This is a genomic window from Bacillus sp. R45, assembly GCF_021729365.1.
GTDB classification, from domain to species: domain Bacteria; phylum Bacillota; class Bacilli; order Bacillales; family Bacillaceae; genus Bacillus; species Bacillus velezensis.
This window is the reverse complement of sequence record NZ_CP091421.1, coordinates 1423978-1442170: the sequence shown is the minus strand read 5'-3', so window position 1 is coordinate 1442170 and position 18193 is coordinate 1423978. Positions and strand designations below refer to the sequence as shown.

General features: G+C 45.2%; 22 protein-coding genes. 8 read left to right on the top strand and 14 right to left on the bottom strand.

Translation table 11 applies throughout. The features are described 5' to 3' along the window. Positions 1-139 precede the first annotated feature (139 nt). Both L3V45_RS07315 and L3V45_RS07310 read left to right on the top strand, forming a co-directional pair. The gene (locus tag L3V45_RS07315) at positions 140-763 is read left to right on the top strand and encodes a YhcN/YlaJ family sporulation lipoprotein (protein WP_003154498.1); all 624 of its coding nucleotides are present in this window, start codon (positions 140-142) and stop codon (positions 761-763) included. 101 nt (positions 764-864) lie between these two features. Further along, a complete protein-coding gene (locus tag L3V45_RS07310) occupies positions 865-1074 on the top strand; it encodes a YlaI family protein (protein ID WP_003154499.1) in 210 nt (69 codons plus the stop codon). Positions 1075-1116: 42 nt separating this feature from the next. On the opposite strand, the gene L3V45_RS07305 is transcribed toward L3V45_RS07310, so the two are convergent. Then, the gene (locus L3V45_RS07305; RefSeq protein ID WP_014304952.1) at positions 1117-1437 is read right to left on the bottom strand and encodes a YlaH-like family protein; all 321 of its coding nucleotides are present in this window, start codon (positions 1435-1437) and stop codon (positions 1117-1119) included. Between the two features lie 56 nt (positions 1438-1493). After that, positions 1494-3332 carry a translational GTPase TypA gene (gene typA / locus L3V45_RS07300; protein ID WP_236837328.1) on the bottom strand — a complete coding sequence of 613 codons (1839 nt, stop codon included), beginning with the start codon at positions 3330-3332 and terminating at the stop codon, positions 1494-1496. Between the two features lie 111 nt (positions 3333-3443). Between typA and L3V45_RS07295 the strand changes: the two genes are divergently transcribed. Continuing rightward, entirely contained in the window at positions 3444-3632 is a 189-nt protein-coding gene (locus L3V45_RS07295; protein ID WP_003154504.1) for a YlaF family protein, read from the top strand. A 311-nt stretch (positions 3633-3943) separates the two neighbouring features. Further along, complete coding sequence (locus L3V45_RS07290; protein WP_236837327.1) at positions 3944-4561, top strand: hypothetical protein; 618 nt, start codon at positions 3944-3946, stop codon at positions 4559-4561. Between the two features lie 42 nt (positions 4562-4603). Here the strand turns inward: L3V45_RS07290 and L3V45_RS07285 are convergent, their stop codons facing one another. Then, on the bottom strand, positions 4604-4897 hold the full coding sequence (locus L3V45_RS07285) for an anti-sigma factor family protein (protein ID WP_236837326.1): 294 nt from the start codon (positions 4895-4897) through the stop codon (positions 4604-4606). Then, positions 4894-5019, bottom strand: coding sequence for an RNA polymerase sigma factor (locus L3V45_RS07280; protein WP_072589054.1), 126 nt, complete (start codon positions 5017-5019; stop codon positions 4894-4896). The genes L3V45_RS07285 and L3V45_RS07280 overlap by 4 nt, the downstream gene beginning before the upstream one ends. 374 nt (positions 5020-5393) lie before the next feature. Between L3V45_RS07280 and L3V45_RS07275 the strand changes: the two genes are divergently transcribed. Continuing rightward, complete coding sequence (locus L3V45_RS07275) at positions 5394-6959, top strand: M4 family metallopeptidase (RefSeq protein WP_003154510.1); 1566 nt, start codon at positions 5394-5396, stop codon at positions 6957-6959. Positions 6960-7009: 50 nt separating this feature from the next. On the opposite strand, the gene L3V45_RS07270 is transcribed toward L3V45_RS07275, so the two are convergent. From L3V45_RS07270 to L3V45_RS07260, 3 genes are all read right to left on the bottom strand, one after another. Beyond that, positions 7010-7462 (bottom strand): GNAT family N-acetyltransferase, encoded by a 453-nt coding sequence (locus L3V45_RS07270; protein ID WP_236837325.1) that lies wholly within the window; start codon positions 7460-7462, stop codon positions 7010-7012. Then, the gene (suhB, locus tag L3V45_RS07265; protein WP_003154512.1) at positions 7449-8246 is read right to left on the bottom strand and encodes an inositol-1-monophosphatase; all 798 of its coding nucleotides are present in this window, start codon (positions 8244-8246) and stop codon (positions 7449-7451) included. The genes L3V45_RS07270 and suhB overlap by 14 nt, the downstream gene beginning before the upstream one ends. 133 nt (positions 8247-8379) lie before the next feature. Further along, positions 8380-8568 carry a hypothetical protein gene (locus L3V45_RS07260; protein WP_003154513.1) on the bottom strand — a complete coding sequence of 63 codons (189 nt, stop codon included), beginning with the start codon at positions 8566-8568 and terminating at the stop codon, positions 8380-8382. Between the two features lie 236 nt (positions 8569-8804). Between L3V45_RS07260 and L3V45_RS07255 the strand changes: the two genes are divergently transcribed. Continuing rightward, complete coding sequence (locus L3V45_RS07255; protein WP_014470447.1) at positions 8805-9437, top strand: DUF1054 domain-containing protein; 633 nt, start codon at positions 8805-8807, stop codon at positions 9435-9437. Between the two features lie 35 nt (positions 9438-9472). Here the strand turns inward: L3V45_RS07255 and L3V45_RS07250 are convergent, their stop codons facing one another. Next, positions 9473-9739 (bottom strand): UPF0223 family protein, encoded by a 267-nt coding sequence (locus L3V45_RS07250; RefSeq protein WP_003154515.1) that lies wholly within the window; start codon positions 9737-9739, stop codon positions 9473-9475. A gap of 180 nt (positions 9740-9919) precedes the next feature. Between L3V45_RS07250 and L3V45_RS07245 the strand changes: the two genes are divergently transcribed. Beyond that, positions 9920-11392 (top strand): aminotransferase class I/II-fold pyridoxal phosphate-dependent enzyme, encoded by a 1473-nt coding sequence (locus tag L3V45_RS07245; protein ID WP_015388285.1) that lies wholly within the window; start codon positions 9920-9922, stop codon positions 11390-11392. Positions 11393-11438: 46 nt separating this feature from the next. On the opposite strand, the gene L3V45_RS07240 is transcribed toward L3V45_RS07245, so the two are convergent. Both L3V45_RS07240 and L3V45_RS07235 read right to left on the bottom strand, forming a co-directional pair. Next, positions 11439-11558 (bottom strand): GapA-binding peptide SR1P, encoded by a 120-nt coding sequence (locus L3V45_RS07240; RefSeq protein ID WP_003154518.1) that lies wholly within the window; start codon positions 11556-11558, stop codon positions 11439-11441. A gap of 113 nt (positions 11559-11671) precedes the next feature. Further along, a complete protein-coding gene (locus L3V45_RS07235; protein ID WP_003154520.1) occupies positions 11672-12463 on the bottom strand; it encodes a polysaccharide deacetylase family protein in 792 nt (263 codons plus the stop codon). A 247-nt stretch (positions 12464-12710) separates the two neighbouring features. On the opposite strand from L3V45_RS07235, the gene L3V45_RS07230 reads away from it, so the two are divergent. Continuing rightward, positions 12711-13085 (top strand): hypothetical protein, encoded by a 375-nt coding sequence (locus L3V45_RS07230; RefSeq protein WP_003154522.1) that lies wholly within the window; start codon positions 12711-12713, stop codon positions 13083-13085. Between the two features lie 47 nt (positions 13086-13132). Here L3V45_RS07230 and lpdA read toward each other — a convergent pair whose 3' ends face one another. From lpdA to pdhA, 4 genes are all read right to left on the bottom strand, one after another. After that, positions 13133-14545, bottom strand: coding sequence for a dihydrolipoyl dehydrogenase (gene lpdA, locus L3V45_RS07225; RefSeq protein ID WP_003154524.1), 1413 nt, complete (start codon positions 14543-14545; stop codon positions 13133-13135). 4 nt (positions 14546-14549) lie between these two features. Beyond that, the gene (gene pdhC, locus L3V45_RS07220; RefSeq protein WP_003154526.1) at positions 14550-15878 is read right to left on the bottom strand and encodes a pyruvate dehydrogenase complex dihydrolipoyllysine-residue acetyltransferase; all 1329 of its coding nucleotides are present in this window, start codon (positions 15876-15878) and stop codon (positions 14550-14552) included. Positions 15879-16002: 124 nt separating this feature from the next. Beyond that, positions 16003-16980 carry a pyruvate dehydrogenase complex E1 component subunit beta gene (gene pdhB / locus L3V45_RS07215; protein ID WP_003154528.1) on the bottom strand — a complete coding sequence of 326 codons (978 nt, stop codon included), beginning with the start codon at positions 16978-16980 and terminating at the stop codon, positions 16003-16005. Between the two features lie 3 nt (positions 16981-16983). Continuing rightward, a complete protein-coding gene (gene pdhA, locus L3V45_RS07210; protein WP_003154530.1) occupies positions 16984-18099 on the bottom strand; it encodes a pyruvate dehydrogenase (acetyl-transferring) E1 component subunit alpha in 1116 nt (371 codons plus the stop codon). Positions 18100-18193: the final 94 nt, after the last annotated feature.

Below are 18193 nucleotides of genomic sequence, written 5' to 3'. Positions count from 1 at the left end.
AATAAGGATCAAAGCCCATCGTGTGCTTCTCTTTCCGCGAAAAACGGGGATGCCTGCTAAAATATATGATTTGGTGAATAAAGATAGAAGGTTAATTCAACAATAAAATAAATGAAAGCATTCAAGGAGGGAATCTGACGTGCGAATTCTTTTCATTATCATACAAGCCTTGTTTATCCTGACCGGCTGCACTGCTGTACAGGACGGCCGCGGCCGCAATATTCAGAACGAATCAACCGATCAGCGTGATGCAAAACCGATTCATGTGAAAAATACGGCTCCTGAGACAGCTGAAAATCCCGGCCGGACAGACATCGCTAAGCATCTCGTCGAGGTAACCGAAAAAATCCCCGGCATTTCAGATGCCACCGCGGTTGTACTCGGAAGATACTCCGTTGTCGGAATCGATGTGGATGACAATTTAGAAAGAAGCAAAGTGGAGAGCATTAAATACACGGTCGCCCAGGCGTTAAAAAACGATCCTTACGGCGCCAATGCCGTTGTCGTGGCTGATCCTGATACGGTTTCCCGTCTGAGAGGCATGGGCAGCGACATTAAAGCCGGCCGCCCCGTTTCAGGCATTTTGGATGAACTTGCCGCCATCGTCGGTCGTGTCATGCCGGAAGTCCCGAATGATGTGACCGACAATGAAAAAGAATCACCGACTCAATCGAATGATGATCAGCTGAACCAAAGAGACCAGAACAAGCTGCAGAACGAACAGAACGATCAATCGGATCATCATATGAAAAACCGCCAGTAAAAAGCAGCGCCCGCTCCAAAAGAAGGGCGCTGCTTTCTTTCCCTTTGGCAGGAGGGGCATCCATGATATAATGCTTGTCATAGTGAAAGAGGTGAAAATCAATGAGAGTAAAATGTTCCATTTGCGACAAAATCGAACAAATTGATGATGAAACACTGACAGCCAAACGCCTCCGCAATCGTCCGATTCATACATATATGTGCCGGGAATGCCATGACCGAATCAAAATCAAAACGGAGGCGCGGCTGAATACCGGACACTTTTCCTTTCATCCTGGACAAAAAGCGAAAAAAGATAAACTGAAAAAATAAACCGCAATAAAAAATGACCCGCCGGAAGGCAAGGTCATTTTTTTATTGCGGTTTAGCTGACTGGCTTTTTTTGGACTGGTGCAGACGGATTTTGTAAATGATCAAAATCAAGGCGGCGACAACAAGCCCTTCTCCGACCGGCAGAAACACACCGAAAAAAGTCAGCACGGTGCAGCCGAGCACGAGAAAGAGATAAACTGCCGCAGCCTTCAAAACCGGCAGCCGTTTGGCAAAGCCGAGTTTAAATACAATCACCGAAAGCACGACGATCGTTCCGTATAACAGCCACATTCCCGCCAGCGGATGCTCATCCACTTGGTAAAGAGCCGCAAAGAACGACAGCCGTTCACTTACTTCATTCAAAAAGATCCCCCTCCCCTTTTCCGTTCGGGTTCTACCTTTTCAAATTCTGCAAGTGATTAAGACATTCCTGCTGTTTTTTTCTTTTTCGCCGCTTTTTCACGTTCGTTTTTATTCAGGATTTTCTTTCTTAAACGGATGGATTCCGGCGTTACTTCGCAGTATTCATCCTCGTTTAAGTACTCGAGTGATTCTTCAAGCGACATAATGCGCGCTTTCTTAATCGTAGTCGTTTGATCCTTCGTAGCGGAACGTACGTTTGTCTGCTGTTTCATTTTGCTGACATTGACAACAAGGTCATTGTCACGGTTATGTTCGCCGACAATCATGCCTTCATACACTTCTGTTCCGGGCTCAACGAAGATGACGCCGCGGTCTTCAATACCTTGAATTCCGTAAGATGTCGCTTTTCCGTTTTCCATGGAAACGAGCACACCCTGACGTCGGCCTCCGACTTGGCCTTTTTGCATCGGCTGATAGCTGTCAAACGTGTGGTTCAGGATACCGAAACCGCGTGTCAGTGACAGAAACTCAGTAGAATAGCCGATGAGTCCGCGTGAAGGTACGGTAAAGATCAGGCGGACCTGGCCGTTTCCGTTATTAATCATATCAAGCATTTCGCCTTTTCTCGCACCCATTGATTCCATAACAGAACCAGTATGCTCTTCAGGCACGTCAATCTGCACGCGCTCAACAGGCTCGCAGCTGACGCCGTCAATTTCCTTAATGATAACTTCAGGTTTAGACACTTGAAGCTCATAGCCTTCACGGCGCATGTTTTCAATTAAAATGGACAGGTGAAGCTCACCGCGTCCTGAAACAACCCATGCGTCTGGTGATGCAGTCGGTTCGACACGAAGACTGACGTCAGTTTGAAGCTGCGCATTCAGACGCTCTTCAATTTTGCGGGCTGTGACATATTTGCCTTCACGGCCTGCAAACGGGCTGTTGTTTACGACAAATGTCATTTGAAGCGTAGGCTCATCAATGCGCAGAACCGGCAGCGGCTCATGGTGGTCAGCCGGACAAACCGTTTCACCGACGTTGATGTCTTCCATGCCCGAAACGGCAACAAGGTCTCCCGCTCTCGCTTCTTCAATTTCCACGCGTTTCAATCCTTGGAAACCGAAGATTTTCGTTACACGGAATGATTTAACCGTTCCGTCAAGTTTCATCAATGAAACCTGCTGACCCACTTTCATCGTGCCGCGGAAAACGCGTCCGATACCGATACGGCCGACATAATCATTGTAATCAAGCAGCGCCACTTGGAATTGAAGAGGCTCTTCGGCGTTATCTACCGGGGCAGGGACATGTTCAAGAATCGTTTCATACAGTGATTCCATGTTTTCGTCCTGCTTTTTCGGATCCAGACTTGCCGTTCCGTTAATCGCAGAAGCGAAGACGACAGGGAACTCAAGCTGTTCTTCGTTTGCGTCAAGCTCGATGAACAAATCAAGCACTTCATCAATGACTTCTTCCGGGCGGGCGAAATCACGGTCGATTTTGTTTACGACGACAACCGGATTTAAGTTCTGCTCAAGGGCTTTTTTCAGTACGAAACGGGTTTGCGGCATGCAGCCTTCATATGCGTCAACGACTAACAGAACGCCGTCAACCATTTTCATAATCCGTTCTACCTCTCCGCCGAAGTCGGCGTGTCCCGGAGTGTCCAAAATATTAATGCGTGTATCTTTATAGTTAATCGCAGTATTTTTCGCAAGAATTGTAATACCGCGTTCACGTTCAAGATCGTTTGAATCCATTGCGCGTTCGGCAATATTTTCGTTGGCACGGAATGTTCCGGCTTGGTGAAGCAATTGGTCTACCAAAGTCGTTTTCCCATGGTCAACGTGGGCAATAATCGCGATGTTGCGAAGATCGTTTCGAAGTTTCACATTTTCATCTCCTAAAAAAATTAGATAACTTTCATATTATACCACACATCCTCTTTAAAAGCGTTACGTTTTTCTGTAAACTGAAAGTATGACGTTAAAGGGGATGGAAATATGAAAAAATTGAATTGGCTCTTATTATTATTTGCATTCGCAGCAGTCTTCAGCATGATGCTGATCGGCGTATCAATCGCTGAGAAAAGCGCATGGGGTATTATCGGAAGCATTGTTCTCGTTATCGCCATGATGGGAAGCGGTTTCACCGTAAAGAAAAAAATGCGCGAACAGGGACTGCTTGATTAAAAGCATGACCCTTTGCAAAATTCCGTAAACATGGAAAGACAATATCTTATGAAGCCTGAATCAAAGATTCAGGCTTTTTTACCTCCTCAAAAACAGACTGCAGATGTAAGGCTTATCTCCCCCGCCGTCTAGTCAGGAAGCCGGGCATGACGGCCCCCATTCTAGTTACATCAGCAGATTCCCTCAGAATATACAGTCTGAAATAGTCCGGCATCGTTATGCAGAAAATACCATACCTCCTATATCAATTCCATCATTGTCTTTTTATACTTGTGACTGTAAGCAAATACACATGACAAGGAGAGAATGAAATGAAAACATCTTTTTTGAAGAAAACCGCTGTAACTGCCGCCGCAACCGCCTCAGCCGCCTTGCTTGCATTCAGTCCGCTTGATTCTGCCGGCGCAAAAACGATCCAGGCAAATGAACCGCATGCCCTGCAGGCTTCCGCAGAGAAAACACCGGAAGACGCGGCAAAACTCATTGACATCATTGGCCAATCGATTTACGAAAAAGACGGCGTCTATTATTTTGACGGTGAAACAGCGGTGGAATTGGGATTAGATAAAGAAGCCGCACAGACCATTCAAAAGCTGTGGGACAGTTCAACCGAATTTTTAACCGTTCTTTCTCAATGTATTGAGAAAACGGACGGCGAATATACATTTAATAAAGAAAAAGCGGTGGAGCTCGGATTTACGGAAAAAGAGGCCCTTATCGTTGATCAGCTGTTCACCGCTTTTTCCCAAAGTCTTCATATCCTTCAATCTGCGCTGATTGAAGAAGACGGTGTGTATACGTTTGATCAGGACCTTGCTGAAAAAGCAGGAGCAGGAAAAAAAGAAGCAAAGCTGTGTGCCGAATTCTTTAATTCACTGCCCCAGGACTTGCTTGAAGGGATTTATACAGCCTTTCATCCGGCTGAGTAAACGGATAAAACGCCCGGTCATGTCATGCAGCCGGGCGTTTTTTTAAATCAGCAGTTTAAGGATCAGCATGATAAAGAAAACATCGCCGAACAAACAGGCTGCTTTTATCAGCAGCTTCCCGTAATACCGTTCCTTAAACCGCCTTTCTTCTTCTGCATAACAGGCGGGCGCCTTCATCTCGGGGCTGCCGAGGTCAAGCGGCTCCTTCATCATATGATATAAAGTTTCGCACTTACCGCATGATTCAAGATGGCGGGAAATAAACCGCTCCGTTTCTGTTTCACAATCGCCTTCAATATATAAAGGGAGTAAATCTCTCACTAAACAGCAAGTCATATCTGTCCGTCCTTCCTTTTTTCCGCCAAGTGCTGTTTCAGCTGCATTCTCGCCCTGTACAGAGTGCTCTTCACCTTCGAAAGACTCCAGTCCAAAACATCAGCAATCTCTTCGTAAGACACTCTTGAAATATCTGTCGAAATGCTGAATAAAATGACTGAAAATCTCTGACATCTGAAACAATCCTTTTCGTTTATTAAGGCCTCACCTGTTTAGACAAACGGCTATAAAAAAAGTTTTACAGATCGGAACATTTTTCCTCTATCATTTCTCCCGACTTCATTTGTCATTTTTTTCAGAATAAATCGCATCATTCGACTCATGTTTGATTCAACACGTGCCTCTCGGCTTATCCCCTGACGCTGCCCGCCTGAAGCCTTTACGGGACGATTCTATCAATTCATCAGCGAAGTCTAGTTTTATATTGCAGAATGAGAGAATGCTGGTTTATTATAACAATATAAGTTTTCATTATTTTCAAAAAGGGGGATTTATTGTGGGTTTAGGTAAGAAATTGTCTGTTGCTGTCGCCGCTTCCTTTATGAGTTTAACCATCAGTCTTCCGGGTGTTCAGGCCGCTGAGAATCCTCAGCTTAAAGAAAACCTGACGAACTTTGTGCCGAAGCATTCTTTGGTGCAATCTGAATTGCCTTCAGTCAGTGACAAAGCAATCAAGCAATACTTGAAACAAAACGGCAAAGTCTTCAAAGGCAACCCTTCTGAGAGACTGAAGCTGATTGACCACACGACCGATGATCTCGGCTACAAGCACTTCCGTTATGTGCCTGTCGTTAACGGTGTGCCTGTGAAAGACTCGCAAGTCATTATTCACGTCGATAAATCCAACAATGTCTATGCGATTAACGGTGAATTAAACAACGATGCTTCTGCCAAAACGGCAAACAGCAAAAAATTATCTGCAAATCAGGCGCTGGATCATGCTTTTAAAGCAATCGGCAAATCACCTGAAGCCGTCTCTAACGGCAACGTTGCAAACAAAAACAAAGCCGAGCTGAAAGCAGCGGCCACAAAAGACGGTAAATACCGACTCGCCTATGATGTAACCATCCGCTACATCGAACCGGAACCAGCTAACTGGGAAGTAACCGTTGATGCGGAAACAGGGAAAGTCCTGAAAAAGCAAAACAAAGTGGAGCATGCCGCTGCAACCGGAACAGGTACGACTCTTAAAGGAAAAACGGTCTCATTAAATATTTCTTCTGAAAACGGCAAATATGTAATGCGTGATCTTTCGAAGCCTACCGGAACACAAATTATTACGTACGATCTGCAAAACCGACAATATAACCTGCCGGGCACGCTCGTATCAAGCACTACAAACCAGTTCACAACTTCTTCTCAGCGCGCTGCGGTTGATGCGCATTACAATCTCGGCAAAGTGTATGATTATTTCTATCAGACGTTTAAACGCAACAGCTACGACAATAGAGGCGGCAAAATCGTATCTTCCGTTCATTACGGCAGCAGATACAATAACGCGGCCTGGATCGGCGACCAAATGATTTACGGTGACGGTGACGGCTCATTCTTCTCGCCTCTTTCCGGTTCAATGGACGTAACGGCCCATGAAATGACACACGGCGTTACACAGGAAACAGCCAACCTGAACTATGAAAATCAGCCGGGCGCTTTAAACGAATCCTTCTCCGATGTATTCGGGTACTTCACCGATACTGAGGACTGGGATATCGGTGAGGATATTACGGTCAGCCAGCCGGCTCTCCGCAGCTTATCCAATCCGACAAAATACGGACAGCCCGACCATTACAAAAATTATCAAAACCTTCCGAACACTGATGCCGGTGACTACGGCGGCGTGCATACAAACAGCGGAATTCCGAACAAAGCCGCTTACAACACGATTACAAAAATCGGCGTGAAAAAAGCGGAGCAGATTTACTATCGCGCACTGACGGTATATCTCACTCCGTCATCAAGCTTTAAAGATGCAAAAGCAGCTTTGATTCAATCAGCGCGGGACCTTTACGGCTCTCAAGACGCTGCAAGCGTAGAAGCGGCCTGGAATGCGGTCGGCTTGTAAACAAGAAAAGAGACCGGAGAAATCCGGTCTCTTTTTTATATCTGAACATTTCACAATGGCTTCACCATGATCATATATGTCTTTTCCCGATCGTCTTTTTCAAGCTTAAGCTGTTCAAAGCCGCATTGGCTTAAAAACAAAACCCATTCCTGCCTGTCCAGGGGAAGGGCTGAAAACATCGCTTTATGCTCTCCTCTCAGCCGGCCCGCAATCTCTTCAATGACCGTGCGTCCGATTCCTTTCTCTTTTGCCTCCGGAGCGACGGCCACGGTTCCGAGCCACGGTTTTCCGTTTGAAGGGGCCCATTCCAAATGAAAACTGACGGCGGCAGGAGCGCCGTCAATCTCCCATACGAGCCACGTTCCATTGTACATGGAGTATGCAAGCATAAACTCCGCCGCATTTTTTGTTCCGAACTCTTCGTTTTTCCACACCGGGTGTGATGCCGCCAGCTGCTCCAGAAACCCGAGATCTTCTTCTTCAAAATCTCTACCTGTCAGCATGTAAATAGTCGTCAAAGATAATTTTATGTATAGCCGGATTGCCCGCAAGCACGCTGTGGTTGTCTAAAAACGTGAACGGTTCGCCGTCTGTGGTCGTGTAAATGCCCCCGACTTCGTTCAGCAGCACGCAGCCGGCAGCGTAATCCCACGGCGCGAGCCTCATCGTAATGTATGCGTCAATGCGGCCGGCCGCAACACCGGCCAGCTCAAGTGCCGCCGAACCGTAGGAACGCGTTCCTCTGACCCGTTTTACGAGCGGCGCCAAAATACTCGGGTCAATCCTTCTGTTTTCCGTCACCCATGTGGCATTGATTGCAATAATGGCTTCTTCAATGGAAGCTTCTTTTAAAGGAGCAAGCGGCGTATCATTCAGATAAGCCCCTTTTCCGCTGAATGCGTGATACAGTTCGTCCTGCATCACATCATAAATTAAGCCGATTTTGCCTTTTCCGTCTTCAAAGATGCCGATGGAGATCGCGAAATGCCGCTTTTGATGGACAAAATTCATCGTCCCGTCAATCGGATCAATGATCCAGACGATTCCGTCAAGGGAGCGGAGTTTATCCCCCTGCCCTTCTTCTCCGAGAATCCGGTGTCCGGGAAAAGTTCCTTGTATACGGTCAATGAAAAAGCGCTCCGTCTCTTTATCAATATTTGTGACTAAATCATTCGGATTTGATTTTGTTTCAATCGTCAAGCTTTCCTGCATGGATTGTCTGATTCTCGTTCCGGCTTCTTTTACCCATTGTTTTGCGATATCATCAATTTCCGTCCAATTTGTCATACCGTGTACCTCTTTTCTATGTATAGCTTATTCTATAGCATACTGATAAAGGCGATGAAAAAGCAAGGAAAATGAAAAAAATGCCTTCTCACGTAAAAACGAACCATTTCCTGCGGTTCGTTTTTACTATTCTTTATCCGTTAAGCCGAATCCATTCTTTTCTGAGACGTTCCAGTTTTCTTTTGCTGAGATCGATTTGATCTTCATTCTCTTTTTGCATGGCCTCATACAGGGTTGCCAATTCATAATCAACCTCTAGTCTCCAGACAGCTACACGGTTATTTTTTTCCTCCCTGAATCCTTCCTTCACCACTTGCCTCATTGTCTTTCGCCCCTTCCAGAGATCATTTGTTAAAAAAGCATCCCATTTTTCCAATTCATTAATGATACTTCTTATATCGTATGGAAACTTATATTCGGCTGTAACAACATTCTTAAAATTGTGTGTTTACCTATTCGTTTTTTACCACCATTCCTCTCGGCTCAAACGTTCTCAATGTTTTTGCGGCCGGCGGCGGCTGTGGTAAAATATGAATACTTACGTTAAGGAGGAAAAAGATGACTCAGATGCGTTTTACAAAAGAAGACTTCGATACATTTACAATAGAAGGTTTAGATCCGCGCATGGAGGTGTTAAAAGAACAAGTCCGTCCGAAGCTGACCTTGTTAGGAGAGCATTTCGCACCGACATTGTCAGCATTGACAGGAGATGAAATGTTCCCGCATGTCGCCAAGCACGCGAGAAGATCTGTCAACCCGCCGGCTGACAGCTGGGTTGCCTTTGCCAACAGCAAACGCGGCTATAAGAAACTCCCTCACTTTCAGATCGGTTTATGGGACACCCATATGTTTGTATGGTTTGCCATCATTTATGAATCTCCGATAAAAGAGGAATACGGCAGATTGCTGGAAGCGAAGCAGGAGGAAATCACAAAACAGATTCCCGGTCATTTTGTATGGTCGCCGGATCATACGAAGCCAGGTGCGTACAAGCAGTCCGACATGGATCAGGAGCAGCTGAAAACATTATTTGAACGCCTGCAGACAGTGAAAAAAGCAGAGCTTTTATGCGGCATTCAGCTGCAAAAAGAAGACGTGATCAACATGAACAACAATGAATTCCTGCAAACCATTGAAGATGCTTTTAGGAAGCTTTCCTTTTTATACACACTGACTCAGAAAGTCTCATAACATAAAAAGCGGGCCGATTGCCGGCTCGCTTTTGTCTACATTTTGATAATCGCTTGATCTGATTGTTTCGCCTGTTTCACAGTCCGATACGGGGAATAGGTGCTGTCAGCTTCAAATCGGCTGCAGATTTTCTTTTCTTCCGCTTTCCCGGGAACGATTTCTTTAAAGCGGCGGTACGCATTCAGAAGTCTGTCTCGGTCAGCTCCTTTTTCATAGGCGTTTTCCACCTGCTGAAAAAAAGCAATGACATCCACGGCCTCCTCTGTCGTCCAGTCCTCATTCATCGGATATTGATATTCCAAATGTCTTCACTCCTTTATGATCATGCTCAAAAATAAGCATCTTCCATAGATCATAAATTGTTCTTTACTTTCTTTCAAGTTCATAATATAATTCATTTGTTTTACGTTTAAAAAACGGGTAATAAAACTGAATGTAATACAAACTAATCCGTAGGTATTATGATAAAGGTGGGAAAACAATTGCCGCAACATGAAACACCCCTGTACAGCGGACTGAAAAAGCACGCGGACAGACAGCCTGTCCAATTCCACATTCCGGGCCATAAAAAAGGCGCGGGAATGGATCCGGAATTCAGACAATTTATCGGAGAAAACGCGTTAAGCATAGATTTAATTAATATTGAACCCCTGGATGATTTACATGCGCCAAAGGGCATCATTAAAGAAGCCCAGGATCTGGCCGCGGAAGCATTCGGCGCAGACCATACCTTCTTTTCCGTACAAGGGACGAGCGGCGCCATTATGACGATGGTCATGGCCGTATGCGGACCCGGAGATAAAATCATCATTCCGAGAAACGTTCATAAATCCATTATGTCGGCCATTGTATTTTCCGGAGCGGTGCCGATTTTTATACACCCGGAAATTGACGATGAGCTCGGAATTTCTCACGGCATTACGCTTGAGTCCGCCGAGCGGGCTTTGACGGAACACCCTGACGCAAAAGGCCTGCTTGTCATAAATCCGACATACTTCGGTGTGGCAGCTGACTTGAGCAGCATTGTAAAGCTCGCGCATTCTTTCGATGTGCCTGTTCTTGTCGATGAAGCGCACGGCGTGCATATTCATTTTCATGATAAGCTTCCTCTGTCCGCCATGCAGGCGGGCGCTGATATGGCAGCCACAAGCGTGCACAAATTGGGAGGCTCCCTGACGCAGAGCTCCATTTTAAATGTGAGAGAAGGCCTTGTTTCCAAAGAAAGAGTACAGTCGATTTTAAGCATGCTGACGACAACGTCAACATCCTATCTGCTTCTCGCTTCACTGGATGTCGCAAGAAAACGCCTCGCTACAGAAGGCCGCGATCTTCTTGAAGATACGATTCTGCTGGCGGATCAGACACGGGAACGTCTCAATCAAATTGAAGGCATCCGCTGTGTCGGCGAAGAAATCACAGGGTCTAAAGCTGCCTTCAGTTATGATCCGACTAAATTAATCATTTCGGTCAAAAACCTCGGCCTGACGGGTCATGACGTTGAAAAATGGCTCCGCGAATCATTTAATATCGAAGTCGAGCTGTCCGATTTGTATAATATTTTATGTATTTTTACACCCGGAGACAGAGCAGGAGATGCCGACCGTCTTGTAAGCGCGCTTACAGACATTTCAAAGCAGGCTTCCGCAAATGATTATGCTCATCAGCAAACGGAAGTTCTGCTTCCTGAGATTCCTCTGTTAGCGATGACGCCAAGAGACGCGTTTTACGCAAATACGGAAGTCATTCCGTTAACAGAATCCGCGGGGCGGATCATTGCAGAGTTTGTCATGGTGTACCCGCCGGGAATTCCGATCTTTATTCCGGGTGAGATCATTACTGAAGAAAATATCAGCTACATTTTTAAAAACTTGGACGCCGGCCTTCCTGTGCAGGGTCCCGAAGATGCCACGCTTGAAATGATCAGAGTCATCAAAGAGCAAAAAGCCATCCAATAAACATAAAGAAGCCCGAAACGAAATCGTTTCGGGCCTTTTACGCTTTTTACTCTTCTTCAAGATGACACTGGCATTGTCCGCAGCATGTTCCGTATAACGTCGTGACCTTCTCATCCTCAAAGTAATGAATCGCTTCGTTACAGTCTTGGCAAACAATTGTACCCATCTGTCATTCCCCATTTCTCAGAATTTGAAAACGCTTAATTTTTACTTGTTGTTATTATATTATTATGTCACATTTAATATGTCAACCGATAAATTGTATAACACATTTATTTTTTACGGTCTTTTTATAGCTCGAGGGTCAATCACGGTATATCCTTTATGACGCAATCCTTTTACAATGTCCGGCATGGCTTCAGCCGTCCATTTCCGGTCATGCATCAATATGTTGGCGCCGTCCCGCAGGTAAGGACTGCTCAGGGTGATATCGGTAAGCGCTTTTTTGGATTGATATTTCTGATCCCAATCATACCCGAAGGTCCAGTTCATTTTCACCATTCCTTCTTTTTTTATAAGTTTGTCACTATAGTCCGTATTGCTTCCGAAAGGCGCCCTGAAAAATGCGGGTTTCTCTCCTATTACCTTTTCAACCGCTTTATTGACGCCAATGATTTCTTCCCGTTGTTTTTGTTCGGAAAGATCTTTTAAGTTTTGATGAGTCATTGTATGATTTCCGATCATAAAACCTAACTCATGAATATGCTTAAGCGCTTTCTTATTTTCATCTTTTTTCAAAAAATGTCCGTTTACAAAAAAGATCGCTGACGCATTGAGATCATGCAGTTTGTTCGCAATCTCAGCGGCATGCTGATCAGGGGCGTCATCGATCGTTACCAATGCGATCGGTTTTTTCTCTTTCTGTTCATCCATTTTTTCCACAGAAAAGGTTTTCGGATTGATATAGTAACGGGGCTCCGCCTTCTGTTTTTTCTCTTTTGTATGATGGTTTTCCCGTTTGGCATGATTGGCCGCGGCTTGAGAATGGGGTTTGTTTGTTTGCAGCTTTTCATTTGATTGGCAGCCGGCGAGTAAGCACATACATATGACGGCTGTAATGGCTTTATACATGCAATCCCTCCTGATATGGTTTTGCCCCCAGTATAACGAAAAAACAGCGCTCTCACGAAAAACAATGTGCCTTTTTTACACATCGGCTGTGCAAGTTGTCACACGTATTATTTCTTCATTAAAAACGGTTTCAATTATATAACAATTCAGTAACAAGCCTTAGGTTTTTCACCTCTCGTGATACACTTGATATAGTCCTTATAAATGGATGAACCAATATATTATATAAAACAGAGGAGTAAGATAGATGCGCTACCGTACGGTGATTCCCTTTTTTTTGATGCTGTTCGTTCTGTCAAGCTGTTCGGTTTCTACTGTCAGTCCATTCAAAAATAACCGGATCGACAGCATTCATCACACTCAAATCTTGTTTTTTTCCGATGAAAATCATATAGATAAAGAAGTTCCTTATTACGATGCGATTCTTGATTTAGAAAAGAAATATCCCCATCATGTCGATCAAATGAAGGTTTATGACAACAGAAAGGGATGGGAAGAGGAAATCAACACGTTCCCTGCGCTGATGGTGATCAATCATCGGCATGTGGTCATGAAGATTGAGGGATCCGTAAAGAAAAAAGAGGATATCATCAAACCTATGCAGCATGTGCTTGCACAATAAAAACAGCCCCCGCTTTTACAAACGGGGGCTGTTTCTTTGTTACATCATTATTTTACGATGTGGATCGGGCTTCCGATTGCTACTTCGGCAGCTTCCATAGTGATTTCGCCCAATGTCGGGTGAGCGTGAATTGTCATTGCGATATCTTCAGCAGTCATTCCGCCTTCGATCGCCAGGCTCAATTCAGAAATCATGTCAGAAGCGCTTGCGCCGGCAATTTGCGCACCGATTACAAGACCGTCTTCTTTACGGGTGATCAGCTTCATGAAGCCGTCAGTTTCGTTAAGAGACAGCGCACGTCCGTTTGCTGCAAACGGGAACTTAGCTGCAACGACTTCAATGCCTTCTTCTTTCGCCTGTGCTTCAGTGTAACCGACAGAAGCCAGTTCAGGCTCAGAGAATACAACCGCCGGAATACCGAGGTAATCGATTTCAGCCGGCTCTCCTGAAATAGCTTCCGCAGCGATTTTACCTTCGTAAGACGCTTTGTGAGCCAAAGGAGGTCCGTCAATGATGTCACCGATTGCGTAAATGTTCGGTACGTTTGTGCGGCACTGCTTGTCTGTTTTAATGACACCGCGGTCAGTCATTTCGATACCGACTTGCTCAAGGCCGAGCTCATCAGTGTTCGGACGGCGTCCGACAGTGATTAATACGTAATCAGCATCAACCGTTTTTTCTTCGCCTTTTACTTCGAATGTAACTGTTACGCCGTCAGGTCTTTCCTCAACGCCTTTAGCCATGGCGCCTGTATGGATTTCAACGTTGCCTTTTTTCTTCAGTCTGCGGGTAACGAGAGAACTCATTTGTTTTTCGAAGCCAGGAAGAATTTCATCTCCGCCTTCTAAAATAACCAATTCAGTTCCGAAGTTCGCATACGCTGTTCCAAGCTCAGTACCGATATATCCGCCGCCGATAACAACGAGCTTTTTCGGAATTTCTTTAAGCGCCAGTGCGCCTGTAGAGTTCAGAACGCGTTCGCTATATTTGAAGTTTGGCAATTCGATAGGACGAGAACCGGTAGCAATGATCGCGTTTTTAAATGTGTATGTTTGCGCAGAGTTCTCATCCATTACGCGGACAGAGTTGCTGTCTACGAAATAAGCTTCCCCGTTTACAACGTCCACTTTATTTCCTTTTAAAAGACCTGCAACACCGCCGGTAAGCTTATTTACAACAGAAGCTTTCCATTCTTGGACTTTTGTAAAGTCAACCGTTACGTTCTCAGCAGTGATTCCCATGTCATCTGAATGTTTTGCATTCTCGTAACGATGGCCTGCATTGATGAGCGCTTTTGAAGGAATACAGCCGACGTTCAGACAAACGCCTCCAAGAGTTGCTTTTTCAACGACTGTTACTTTTTGTCCAAGCTGAGCAGCGCGGATGGCAGCTACATAGCCGCCGGGTCCCGCACCAATCACAAGAGTATCTGTTTCAATAGGGAAATCTCCTACTACCATAACATTACGCCTCCATTAAAATAAGTTGTGGATCGTTCAGTAAACGCTTGATGTGGTTTAACGCATTTTGTGCAGTTGCTCCGTCAATCATACGGTGGTCAAAGCTGAGAGAAAGAGCTAAGACAGGAGCAGCTACAATTTCACCGTCACGGACGATCGCTTTTTCAGCAATACGGCCGATACCGAGAATCGCAACCTCTGGGTGGTTGATAACCGGTGTGAACCATTGGCCTCCGGCAGAACCGATATTTGTGATCGTGCAAGAAGCGCCTTTCATTTCCGCAGGTGCAAGCTTGCCTTCACGCGCTTTTGTAGCAAGGCTGTTGATTTCATCAGAGATTTCGAAAACGGCTTTACGGTCGGCATTTTTCACTACCGGCACAAGCAGGCCTTTTTCGGTATCCGCTGCAATTCCGATGTTGAAGTAATGTTTTTGGATCACTTCATCTGTTTTATCATCAATCGATGTGTTTAAAACAGGGAATTTTTTCAAAGCGGATGTTAATGCTTTGACGACGTAAGGCAGATAAGTCAGCTTGATGCCTTGATCAGCAGCAACTTGTTTGAACTGTTTACGGTGAGCAACAAGATTTGTTACGTCAACTTCATCCATAAGAGTTACGTGCGGTGCAGTATGCTTAGAGTTCACCATTGCTTTCGCAATCGCTTTACGGATACCGCTCATTTTTTCGCGTGTTTCAGGGAATTCGCCTTCAGGAGCCTGAGCCGCTGCAGGTTTAGCTGTTTCCTGAGGTGCAGCTGTTTCTTGCGGTGCCGCTTCTTGAGCCGCTCCTCCATTTGCAAAGCTGTCGATATCTTCTTTTACAACACGTCCATTATTTCCAGAACCTGTTACTTTACGGATATCCACGCCTTTTTCACGGGCATATTTGCGTACGGAAGGCATCGCGATCACGCGTTTGTTCGGATCAGCTTCCGCTTGGTCCTGCTGTCCTGCGCCGGTTTCTTTTGCAGGCTCTTTAGGAGTCTCTTCTTTAGAGATATCCTGCCCTGCTTCAGCAGACGACTGAACTTGAGCCTCAGTTTTCGCCTCTCCTGAATCATGGCTTCCTTTAAATTGAAGATCTTCGTAACCAGGTGCGTCAAACGTAATAATCGTTTGTCCAACAGTTGCAACTGTTCCCTCTTCAACTTTTAATTCTAATACTTTTCCTTTAACAGGTGAAGGAATTTCTACCACTGCTTTATCATTTTGCACTTCAGCCAGAACATCGTCTTCTTCTACCTCGTCGTTCGGCTTCACAAACCATTTTACGATTTCGCCTTCGTGGATACCTTCCCCGATATCCGGAAGTTTAAATTCAAATGCCACAGTTTTCGACCTCCTAGTTGATTAAGCAAATTTTAGTTATGCATACGCAAGCATTGAACCTAGTAAACAGACTCCTTCATCATAAGAGAAAAGGACTCTCTTTACCGTCTTTTAAGATGCCTGATTAAAATTCAAGAACTTTTTTCGCAGTTTCAAGAACGTCTTTATGGTTTGGAAGCCATACGCTCTCAGCAAGCGAGAAAGGAAATACTGTATCAGGCGCCGCAACACGCAGAACCGGAGCTTCCAGGCTCAGAATCGCGCGGTCATTGATTTCAGCTACAACGTTGGCAGCGATGCCGGCTTGTTTTTGAGCTTCCTGCACGACAATTGCGCGGCCTGTTTTTTCAACAGAAGCAATAATCGTATCAATATCAAGCGGACTTACAGTGCGAAGGTCGATAACTTCAGCAGAAACGCCTTCTTTTTCAAGCTCTTCAGCAGCCTTAAGCGACTCATGAACCATCGCGCCGTATGTGATGATAGAAAGGTCAGTACCTTCGCGTTTCACATCAGCTTTGCCAAGCTCGATTGTGTATTCCTCTTCAGGAACTTCCTGACGGAAAGAACGGTAAAGTTTCATATGCTCTAAGAAAACAACCGGATCATTGTCTCTGATAGAGGCAATCAGCAGTCCTTTTGCATCGTAAGGAGTGGAAGGGATAACAACTTTAATACCCGGCTGCTGAGCGATAAGGCCTTCCAAACTGTCTGCGTGAAGTTCAGGTGTATGAACCCCTCCGCCGAATGGAGAACGGATTGTCACCGGAGAAGTCCAGCGTCCGCCGGAACGGTAGCGGAGACGAGCCATTTGTCCTGAGATTGAATCCATTACTTCATATACGAATCCGAAGAACTGGATTTCCATAACAGGACGGTAATCTTGCAGGCCTAAACCGAGAGCGAGACCGCCGATACCGGATTCAGCAAGCGGCGTGTCAAATACGCGGTCCTCACCGAATTCTTTTTGAAGGCCTTCAGTTGCACGGAATACGCCTCCGGCAACGCCTACATCTTCCCCGAAAAGCAGAACGTTTTCATTGTTTTTCAGTTCTGTGCGTAACGCATCAGTGATCGCTTGAATCATTGTCATTTGCGCCATGGCTTACTTCGACTCCTTCGCTTTGTAAATTTCAAGTTGTTCTTTCAAGTTGAACGTCGGCTCTTCAAACATATTCTCAATCAGCTCTGTTACTTTCGGTTTTGATTCGCCGTCAGCCTTTTTGATAGCTTGTTTGATTTCTTCTTTGGCCTGTTCAATCACTTTGTTCTCTTCTTCTTCAGACCATAGTCCTTTGTTTTCCAAGAACTTGCGGAAACGTACGAGCGGGTCTTTTTGCTCCCATTCATTTTCTATTTCTTTCGTACGGTATTTAGTCGGATCGTCACCGGACATTGTATGAGGTCCGTAACGGAATGTAAGAGTTTCAATCAGAGTCGGACCTTCACCGTTAATTGCGCGCTGGCGTGCTTCTGCAGTTGCAGCGTAAACGGCTAGTGCGTCCATTCCGTCTACTTGAACACCTGTAATACCGACGGCAACTGCTTTTTGGGCAATTGTCTGTGCGGATGATTGCTTTTCTACAGGAGTTGAAATCGCATAGCGGTTATTCTGAACAACGAAGATCGCCGGCGCTTTAAATGCTCCGGCAAAGTTCATTCCTTCATAGAAGTCACCTTGAGAAGCTCCGCCGTCACCAGTGTAAGTAATAGCAACCGCTTTTTTACCGCGCTTTTTAAGACCTAAAGCTACACCTGCGGTTTGAATAATTTGAGCACCAATAATAATTTGAGGTGATAAAGCGTTTACTCCCTCAGGCATCTGATTACCTTTAAAATGGCCTCTTGAGAACAGGAATGCCTGATGTAAAGGAAGCCCGTGCCAAATCAGCTGAGGAACGTCACGATAACCCGGAAGGATAAAGTCGTCCTGTTCAAGCGCGAAGTGTGATGCAATTTGAGAAGCTTCCTGGCCCGCTGTCGGTGCATAGAAACCTAAACGTCCTTGACGGGAAAGAGAAATTGAACGCTGGTCTAAAATGCGGATATACACCATTCTTCTCATTAATTCCTTTAACTGATCATCTGAAAGATCAGGCATTGCGTCTTTATTTACGACTTCTCCTTCAGCATTTAAAATTTGGAACGTTTCAAACTGCTTATTAATAGCATCAAATTGTTTTTTGCTATCAACAATTGAAGTTTTTGTCTTTGCAGCCATTTTTTAAACCACCTCTTCTTTTGATTTAACAGGGTTAGGATACCGTTTAGCCATCCGTATTAAAAACAGTCTTATCATGCTCTGCAATTCTAAA